Source organism: Arthrobacter sp. 9V, from assembly GCF_902506065.1.
GTDB lineage: Bacteria > Actinomycetota > Actinomycetes > Actinomycetales > Micrococcaceae > Arthrobacter.
In genome coordinates this window covers 1-8,815 of record NZ_LR733012.1, presented here as the reverse complement: position 1 = coordinate 8,815, position 8,815 = coordinate 1, and the positions used below count along the sequence as shown (strand labels likewise).

Here is an 8,815-nt window from a genome sequence, read left to right as displayed (position 1 = left end):
GGGCAGCTGTGTGTGACGTACTCAGGGGACCACGAAGAACGCGCACTATGACGCGAGTCTCAGACTTCTTTTTTGCCGCCGATCAAGTCGCTGCCCGGAGAGCTCCTTCGGCGTCGGCGGCAGACCAATCCCCCTGCCAGCCGCGAGCGCGTCGTGACGGCCGTGCATCGCGGCGACACCGAGGCCACTCCAGCTTCAGCTCTAGCTCGAGCTCCAGCTCCAGCTCGAGCTCCAGCTCCAGCTCTCGAACCGCATCTGCCACGCGTGCGAGCCCGCTCACCAGGCCGCCACGGGACGCGATCCGGACACGGAACACCACCAGAAGGACGACACAGAGCGAAGCTGCCTACACCTGGCGGGCTCCAGAAACGGCCGCACGTGTGCGGTAGCCGATCGGCTATAGGGCACCGAGACCAGCGCGCCTGTGTCCGTCGACGACGCTATCCACTTCGCAGTCGACCCTGTCTCCTAACCGACCTCCAGGACGCAAGAGCCGCCGAGCTCTTGCGAGACATGGCTGCAAGACGGTCAGCGCAGGGTCTGATGTGGGGGAGCGGGCCGCACCGCGAGACGTCTCGCAACCGTAGGGTCTCAAGACGTACTCCCGATACTGTTCCGGGAGGGCAGCCTGCGAGCGTGCCGTCCTAGCCTGCCGATGTGCCTGAACTGATATCCGGCAGAATCCGAGCTGCCTTTCGCGACGACACTGCCTGCACCGTGGCGACGATCTGAGTTCTAGCGGCTCCGAGCCATGCACTCGCGTTCTCCGATCGGGCCTGGGTCTTACCGTTGGCGGGACAGAACCGTTGTCATCTCATCCGGCTCCGTACGAAGAGTGTGGGCATCACGCCCGGAGCCGCTACTCCCATTAACTGACTCCGGCGATCGCGCAGGTGGTGTCAGAGGGCGCCGTGAAGGTCGCAGCTGCCTTCCACAGCTCACCCTTCTCACTCGCCGCTTCGGCTCGGACTTGGCTCCAACCAACGACTGTGCCGTGAGTATCAGTGAAGAAGACAGTGATGAAGTAGCTGCCGGTCGTTTTGCCAGTGTTCTTGATCTTCCCGGATGCCTGCCATCCAGTCTTCGTGGCTGCGCACTTCTGCAGCGTTACCGAGGCTCGCTTGTTGGCGTCATTCGTGATTTCTGTCGGGACGTCGATGGCCCCGGAGACGCCGGGGGTTTGACCGAGCAGCTGCGGGCCGGCGGACCGAGTGCTGTTGGTGGTCGGCGTCGGTTGTGGCGTGTCGGGGCTGCATCCAGTCAGGGCTACGGCCGCGAGGGTTGCTGCAATGGCGACGGCGACAAGATTGGTTGTGGTGTGTTGGCGCATAAGCGTGTGCCTTTCTGACGAATGACGATGGGGCGGGCCCGGTATCCCGGTCCCGCCCCATCGTTGGTTGGTTACGCCCGTCGGCGTCGGCGGGTGATGGTGAAGAGCGCTGCCCCGCCGAGCAGCAGGATGAGTGCGATACCGATCGGCGTTTCAACGGAAGCGCCAGTGAAGGCAAGGCCAGAAGGGCCAGGCTTCAACGTCACGACCGCGGTCGACGGGTCTGACGGGATCCGGCCGCCGCCGAACGGCGGATCGCCTGCGACGACTGCGCTGTTCGAGATAGCGCCGGCGGTCACATCGGCTGCGGTCGTAACGTACGTGGCGGTGCAGTCCACGGTCGCCCCTGGCGCGAGTGTGCTGATGTCTGCCGGGCAGGTGATTGCCGACAACTTCCCCGTGCCGGTGAAGTCGCGGTCCTCGATTTGTGCGTTGCGGATGGTGATGTTCCCGGTGTTGGTGACCGCGAAGTTGTAGCGAATGGTCTGCCCAACCCCGGCGACGGTCTTGTGGTCGGCGGTCTTGACCACGGTTATCGATCCTTGCGGATCGGTGGGAACGTTCACTGTGCTCGGCGGGGACGGCGCCACGGGCGGACCGCCGGGAGTGTTACCGGTGACGGTGGCACTGTTGCGAAGTGAGCCGGAATCCAGGTCGGCTTGGGTGACGGCATAGGTAGCAGTGCACGTGATGGCTTCACCAGGGGCAAGGCTGTCGCCAGCTGCCGGGCAGGTGATCGCAGACAGTGTCCCCGTTCCGGAGAACCCGGTGTCAGTGATCTTCGGGTCCGTGATGGTCACGTTGCCCGTGTTCGTCACCCGGAAGCTGTACGTCACCTTCTGACCAACCTTGCTGATCTTTTGCACATCGCTGGTCTTGACGACCGTCATCGATGCGTTCTGGGGAGTCGGCACGACGGCGTTGGACGGCGTCGAGGTCAGTTCCCCGCCGGGAACGGTCGACGGCGGGGTGCCGTGCGCTACCGCTGCGTTGGTCACTTCACCGGCGTTCACGTCCTCCTGTGTCAGCGTGTACGTGGCTGTGCAGGTCACCTGCGCTTCGGGAGCAACCGAAGCGGCGGCTGCCGGGCAGTCGATGGTGGAGAGCTCGCCGGTGCCCGAGAACGCCTGCTCCTCGATCGACACGTTCGAAAGGGTCACGTTGCCGGTGTTCGTCGCCACGAACGAGTACGTGATCGTCTTCCCGGCGGTGAAGTTCGATTCGCTGGTCACATTCGCGGACTTGACGACACCGATCGACGCGACTGGCGTTACGGGCACGATCACCGTTGACGGGGTCTCGGGAACGACTGGGTCCCCGCCGCCGGGAGGGTTACCCGTCGCGGTTGCCGTATTGGACAGGTTCCCGGCGTCGACATCTGCCTGGGTGACGGTGTAGGTCGCCGTGCAGGTCAGCGTGTCTCCCGGAGCAACGCTCGAGGACGGGCACGTGATCGCCGAGAGAGCGCCAGTGCCGGTGAAGTCCTGGTCCTGCACCTCGACGTCGTCGATTGTGACGTTGCCGGTGTTCGCGACCGCGAACGAATATGTGATCTCCTGTCCGGCCCGCGTGATCGTGGTCGTGTCGGAGGTCTTCGTGATCGTCAGGCTCGGATCCGCCGGCACGTTGACAGTGGTCGTCGACGGCGGCGAGGTGACCGGTGGCCCACCCGGCGTGTCGCCACTAACCGTCGCGGTATTTGTCACCATGCCGGCGTCGACATCCGCCTGGGTGAGCGTGTAGGTCGCGGTACAGGTCACCGAGTCGCCCGGTGCGAGCGAGCGAGCTCCGGCAGGGCAGTTGATCTCCGACAATGTCCCGGTACCGGAGAAGGCGCCTTCATTGACCGTGACGTTGCGCACGGTCACGTTGCCGATGTTCGTAGCGCGGAAGGAGTAGGTGACGGTGTCACCGACCTTGGTCGCGCTGTCGGGCGTGGCCGTCTTCGTCACCGTCAACGCAGGAGCCGCTGTGATCGTGACGGTCGCAGTGGACGGGGGCGAATCGACCGTTCCACCGGTCGGGGTGGTCGCCGAGCTCGTCGCCGAGTTCGTAACGACACCCGCATCAGCGTCGGCTTGGGTCAGCGTGTAGGTCGCCGTGCAGGTTGCCGATGCTCCCGGCGCAAGCGAATTCGCCGCAACCGGGCAGTCCACTGCGGAGAGGTCACCGGTACCGGAGAACGCGCCCTCGTTGACCGTTGCGTCAGTCAGGGTCACGTTGCCGGTGTTCGTCAAACGGAACGAGTACGTGACGGTGTCGCCAACATTCGCACCAGTCGCGGGACTGGCGGACTTCACCAGCGACAGCGACGGGTTCGGCGTCGACGGGACAGTCACAGTGGACGGGTCCGATGGCACCGGCGTTCCGCTGCCCGGCGGCGTACCGGTAGCAGTGGCGGAGTTCGTCGTTGACCCCCGATCGACGTCAGCCTGGGTCAGGGTGTACGTGGCGGTGAAGGTCCTCGATGCTCCCGGTGCCAGGGACGCAACCGAGGCCGGTGTCAGCGTGCCGAGCTGACCAGAGCCGTTGAAGTCGGAGTCATCGACAGTGACATTCGACATGGTCACGTTGCCGGTGTTCGTCGCCACGAACGAGTAGGTGATCCGCTGCCCGACCGTGTAGGAACTCTGCCCCGACGGGCTCGCCGACTTCACAACCGACAGCGACGGATTTGCCGACGCCGGGATCCTCACTGAGGACGGACCCGACGTCACCGGATCACCAGTGGGCGGAGTTCCCGAAGCGGTGGCCGTGTTCGTCAGCGCACCGGAGTCGACATCCGCCTGGGTTGTCGTGTACGTCGCAGTGAACGTTCGCGACGCTCCCGGCGCAAGCGATGCAACCGATGCTGGCGAGATCGCGCCGAGGGTGCCGGTACCGGAAAAATCTGCGTCATCGACGGTCACTCCGCGCAGCGTGACGTTCCCGGTGTTCGTCGCCTTGAACGAGTACGTGATCGACTGTCCAGCACTCGTGATCTGCTGACGGTTCGCCGTCTTGTCCACCGTCAGTGCCGGCGCCGGGTTCGCCGGCACCGTCACCGTCGACGGCGGCGAGTCCACCGGTGTGCCGCCTGGCGGGGTACCGGTCGCGGTCGCCGAGTTCGACGTGGACCCACGGTCAACGTCCGCCTGCGTCAACGTGTACGTCGCGGTGAAGGTTGTCGACCCTCCCGGCGCGAGCGTCGCGACCGAGGACGGAGAAACCGGGCCCAACTGCCCCGACCCGGTGAACCCCGAATCGTTCACCGACACGTCCGAGAGGGTCACGTTGCCGGTGTTGTTGACAACGAACGAGTACGTGATTTCCTGACCAACCGTGTACGCCGAAGCCGCCGACGGACTGGCAGACTTCGTCACCGTCAATGCCGGAGCAGCGTTCGCGGGGACCGTCACTGTGGACGGAGTCGACGTCAACGGCGTACCACCGGGCGGTGTGCCGGTCGCGGTCGCCGTGTTCGAGGTCGTCCCGCGGTCCACGTCAGCCTGCGTCAGTGTGTACGAGGCGGTGAACGTGCTGGACGCGCCCGCAGCAAGCGATGCAACGGAAGACGGAGAGACCGCGCTCATCTGCCCGGAACCGGTGAAGGCGGTTTCGTTGATGTTCACATTCGAAAGCGTCGTTGCACCGGTGTTCGTGGCCTTGAACGAGTAGCTCACGACCTGTCCAACCCGGTAGGCCGACGGCGCGGAGGGGTCAGCGGTTTTCGTAACGGTAATGTCCGCCACCGGATGCGTGGTGCAGGCAGTGTTCGTTGTCGCGCAGCTCGTCGGCGTGGCCGTGCCGGTCGGGATCGCGTAGTTCGACAGCACGTGATCGCCCGTGTCTGGGCTATTCACGCGGACCGCATAGGTGACTACCGTCTGTCCGCCGGCGGGAATGATTCCGGAGACCCGGAAGCTGCCGGATGAGACAGCGCTGACGGTCAGGCGCGTACCGGAGGACACAGTGGGCTGCGTGGTGATCGTCGCGTCATCCAGAACAGCAGAGAGCGCATCAGTCTGGTCGACCTGTGCCGGAGCAGTACCGTTCGCATTCGACAAGGTGATCGTGTAGTTCACCGTCTGCCCTGCACGCAGTGCCGTCCCGGATGCAGGATCAGCAGTCTTCGTCACCTGCAGGTCCGAGCACAGCCCACTGTCCTGCTGCGACGTCGCACCACCGAACGGGAGACCCGTCGACGCCAGCGTCTTGGTCGGGATGGTCGCGTTCGACGCAGCGGTCGGTATCGAGGCCACCTCGTAGAAATTCCCAGTGGATCCAGCAAGGTAAATCTTGCCACCACTCTGGGCCGCACCGAACGAATTGGGAACGGTGCCCACGACCGTCGTGGTGTTATCCGGGTGGATACGCACCAACGCGTTCTGACCGTTCGGGTTGCCCGTCACGGCGAGGATGTCACCGTCAGCGAGGGAGAGGAAGTCACCCGCGGAGTTGTACCCAGTCGGCAGGGAAGCCGGATACAGCGATGAAACCCCGGTCGTCGGGTTCAGTCGGTAGATGGTCGGACTGCCCCCCGAGGCGTACAGCATCGACCCGTCCGGCAGCGAGCTCAGAGCGTTGTTTACGCCCGTGGTCGGCTGCGGGCCGGAGATGTTCACCGAGGCGGTTTCTGCCCCCGTGTTGGGGTTAAGTGTGTACAGCGTGCTCCCGGAGATTCCGTAGAGAGTGAGGCCGTCGCTCGAGAAGCCGATGTCTCCATACGACTGCACGAGTGGTGAGCTCGCCTGGAGCGTTCCTGTCGACGAGTACCTGTTCAACACCGACTGCGCACCGTTGAACGTGTTGACGGTGATGTTCCCAGGGAGGCAGACCGCGTCCGCTGCGCGGGCCACCTGGCTCGTCACACCGGATCCGATCGTCGTGAGCATCGCGAGGACCAGCGCGAAGAGCGCAGCCAATGCGCCCAGACGGTATCGCCTCCGCTGCGTGTCAACAATCAAACGGGGGTGCGGATTACGCATGAGTCACCGATCAGCTCATCGACCTTCCATCGCGCCCCGCCGAAGAGGCGATGGATCAAGGTCGTCATGGTCATTGCCCTGGGAATCAGCAGAGAACCCCAGGTGGACACTAGCCCAGACTATCCGCTTTACGCGGTACCTGTGACTGAACTGTGACCCGTACGATGACGGAGCGCCATCAGGACTGGGACGCCGTGATGGCGCAGCTATGACGCGGGTTCTCAAAAAAGATGTCGCGCTCCGCGTGGGCAGGTCCGGGTGGGGGTGCGACGGGGTTACAGCGCGACGGTGACGATCGTGCTCGGGCCGACTCGCGTCCCGTTGTCGGCACGGACGACCACGCTGTGCGTACCGCGCGTCATGTCAACGCTTCCCGTGATCGTCGCGGCGCCGTTGGCGGCTGCAGCCGCACGACCGATCCGTACGTTGTCGTAGGTCGCGACGTAGACAGTCTGGGCGGATCCGGAGACCCCGACGCTGATCGTGGTTCCGCGAAACGAGGTCGACACGATTGGTTGGCGAAGAGTCAGGCTCGTGACCGCAGTCGTGCCATTGGCGGTGGCGGTGATCTGGGAAGTCCCGGCAGGGACCGCAAGACTTCCGGAGCGCCAACGCACCTGCGCATCAGCAACGACGGATGCTAGTACCCCTGACTGTCCGGACAAACGGACCATTACCCCCGGCGAGGCAGTACCTGTGACAATCGGGTAGAAAGCGCCGCCCCCAACGTCGACACTGTTGATCGCGACAGGAATCGTGACGCTCTCACTGTTCTGTGGGCCGTTTCCTCCACCCTCAGAGGGCGCAGCAGCAGCGCTGCGGCCGTCGGCGGGATCCGGAGGTACCCCGTCGCCAAGGGGAGCGACGGTCGGCGCGTGGGCCGACGCCGTCGGCGCGGATGGAGATATCGGCGCGGGTTCAGGCATTTGAGATGCGCGCTCGCGCCTCGGCTTGGGGCTTGTTGCACCGTTGTCGAGTGCGTGGCTCGGTGTCTCCGTTGGTGTCACGACGGCGACGGTGGAGCGATCCGAACTGCGGGCAGCCCAGGCACCGACTCCACCGACGATCATCACAAGTGTCGCAGCGACGGCGACGGCGACGGCCCGTCGGTGCCTGATCGTCTTGACGCCCGGACGTGCCCTCGAGGCGATATCCGCTCGAGCGTCAGGCCCGTCTGTCGTGCCCGACTCCCCCATGCTTGCAGCCCATCCGAGCCCAGCGGTGCCTGTCACTCCCACCGCCAGCGGGAGGAGAACGCTGGTGAAGCGGTTACTGGTATCGACAGCCTCCGCAGCGATGACCGTGCAGGCCGGGCATCCGGCGAGATGAGTATCGAACTTTGCTTGCTTCCGAGGCGACAGCCCACCCCGTGCGTTCTTCCCGACCTGCTCAAGCGTCCATGCATGTTCCGTTCCGGCGCCGGCGGAATCAATGTGGATCTGGATCCAGGCCTGGCGAAGGCCCTCACGAGCACGGTATGACAGCGCTGCGACACTGTTTGCGCTCAAGCCGAGCCTGCCAGCGACTTCCGCTGGGGCGAGTGCGTCCACCTCGGTGAACCAGAGCACCTCCTGCCAGCGGTCCGGTAGCGAGCGGAAGGCACGCAACGTGAGGTCAGCGTCAAGTGCCGCAAGGATCGGCGCATCCGTTGCCCGGGGGTCAGGCACTGCTTCCGCAGCATCCAGGTTGTCTTCACGCCGTTTCCTCGACCACGAGACAGCGATATTCCGAATCGTGACAAAGAGGTACGGCCGGAACGGGCCTGTCGGGCCCCCGCCGTTCATCACCGCGGAAAGGACCTTGAGGTATGCCTCCGAAACTAGATCATCGGCGTCGAACTGCTGCGTGATGGTACGTGCCAGGCGCAGACCAGCCTGGGAGTGTCGGCTCCACAGTTCCGCGAAAGCACTTCGATCGCCAGCGCGCGCTTCGTCGACGAGGATGTGGTCCGGTTTCAGAGGCGCACCAGTGGCTTCACCCATTGGGCCCAGGTCGCTCATCATCGTTCCTAAAAGTTCGGGCACCACACCCGAGAGGTGAGGATGGTTTGGGGATCAGAGTGCGTCAGGGGGCGGAGGAGCCGCGGGTGCCCGAGGCCGTCGTCGGCTCGGGTGCTGAAATCGATCAACCCACTCATCGTAGGTATGGAGTTCCCCCATCGGACAGTCGCACCACACGCGGATCGGCTCGTTCGTAGTCAAGCTGAAAAACAGTTCGACGTGGGAACTTCCGTTTGCCTCTGCTGATGACTTTGCACTCATAGTCGATGGACGCCGGCGGCGGGAGAGCATGACGTGAAGCGACGAAGCAATGTAGTTCACCGTTGAAGCAATCTGAGCAGAACAAGCCCAACCAGCAGGAGGGCGATGCTCGTGCCGATGGTGAGGAAGAGCAGCTGCGCCCCGGTCCCCTCCAGCCGCGCACCGCCCACAGCGGTGCCGCCTGCGCTGCGTGCGATTGGTTCTGCCATGGCCTCGGCCTTCATCTAGGAAGAGGTACCGCCTCACCACCCGAATGC

4 protein-coding genes are annotated in these 8,815 nt (G+C 64.5%); all 4 read right to left on the bottom strand.

Going from position 1 to position 8,815, the window contains the following annotated elements; translation table 11 throughout:
- Window positions 1–868: 868 nt before the first annotated feature.
- The gene (locus BACI9J_RS23335; RefSeq protein WP_159558243.1) at window positions 869–1,330 is read right to left on the bottom strand and encodes a hypothetical protein; all 462 of its coding nucleotides are present in this window, start codon (window positions 1,328–1,330) and stop codon (window positions 869–871) included.
- A gap of 71 nt (window positions 1,331–1,401) precedes the next feature.
- A complete protein-coding gene (locus tag BACI9J_RS23330; RefSeq protein ID WP_236558896.1) occupies window positions 1,402–6,234 on the bottom strand; it encodes a beta strand repeat-containing protein in 4,833 nt (1,610 codons plus the stop codon).
- Window positions 6,235–6,572: 338 nt separating this feature from the next.
- Window positions 6,573–8,297 (bottom strand): sigma-70 family RNA polymerase sigma factor, encoded by a 1,725-nt coding sequence (locus BACI9J_RS23325; protein WP_159736715.1) that lies wholly within the window; start codon window positions 8,295–8,297, stop codon window positions 6,573–6,575.
- A 317-nt stretch (window positions 8,298–8,614) separates the two neighbouring features.
- Window positions 8,615–8,767, bottom strand: coding sequence for a hypothetical protein (locus tag BACI9J_RS23320; protein ID WP_159565761.1), 153 nt, complete (start codon window positions 8,765–8,767; stop codon window positions 8,615–8,617).
- Window positions 8,768–8,815 lie beyond the last annotated feature (48 nt).

What these genes read in the sequence shown, in the direction of transcription:
- BACI9J_RS23335 (WP_159558243.1), bottom strand. Translation starts at nt 1,330, where the DNA reads ATGCGCCAACACACCACAACCAATCTTGTCGCCGTCGCCATTGCAGCA.
- BACI9J_RS23325 (WP_159736715.1), bottom strand. Translation starts at nt 8,297, where the DNA reads ATGAGCGACCTGGGCCCAATGGGTGAAGCCACTGGTGCGCCTCTGAAA.
- BACI9J_RS23320 (WP_159565761.1), bottom strand. Translation starts at nt 8,767, where the DNA reads ATGGCAGAACCAATCGCACGCAGCGCAGGCGGCACCGCTGTGGGCGGT.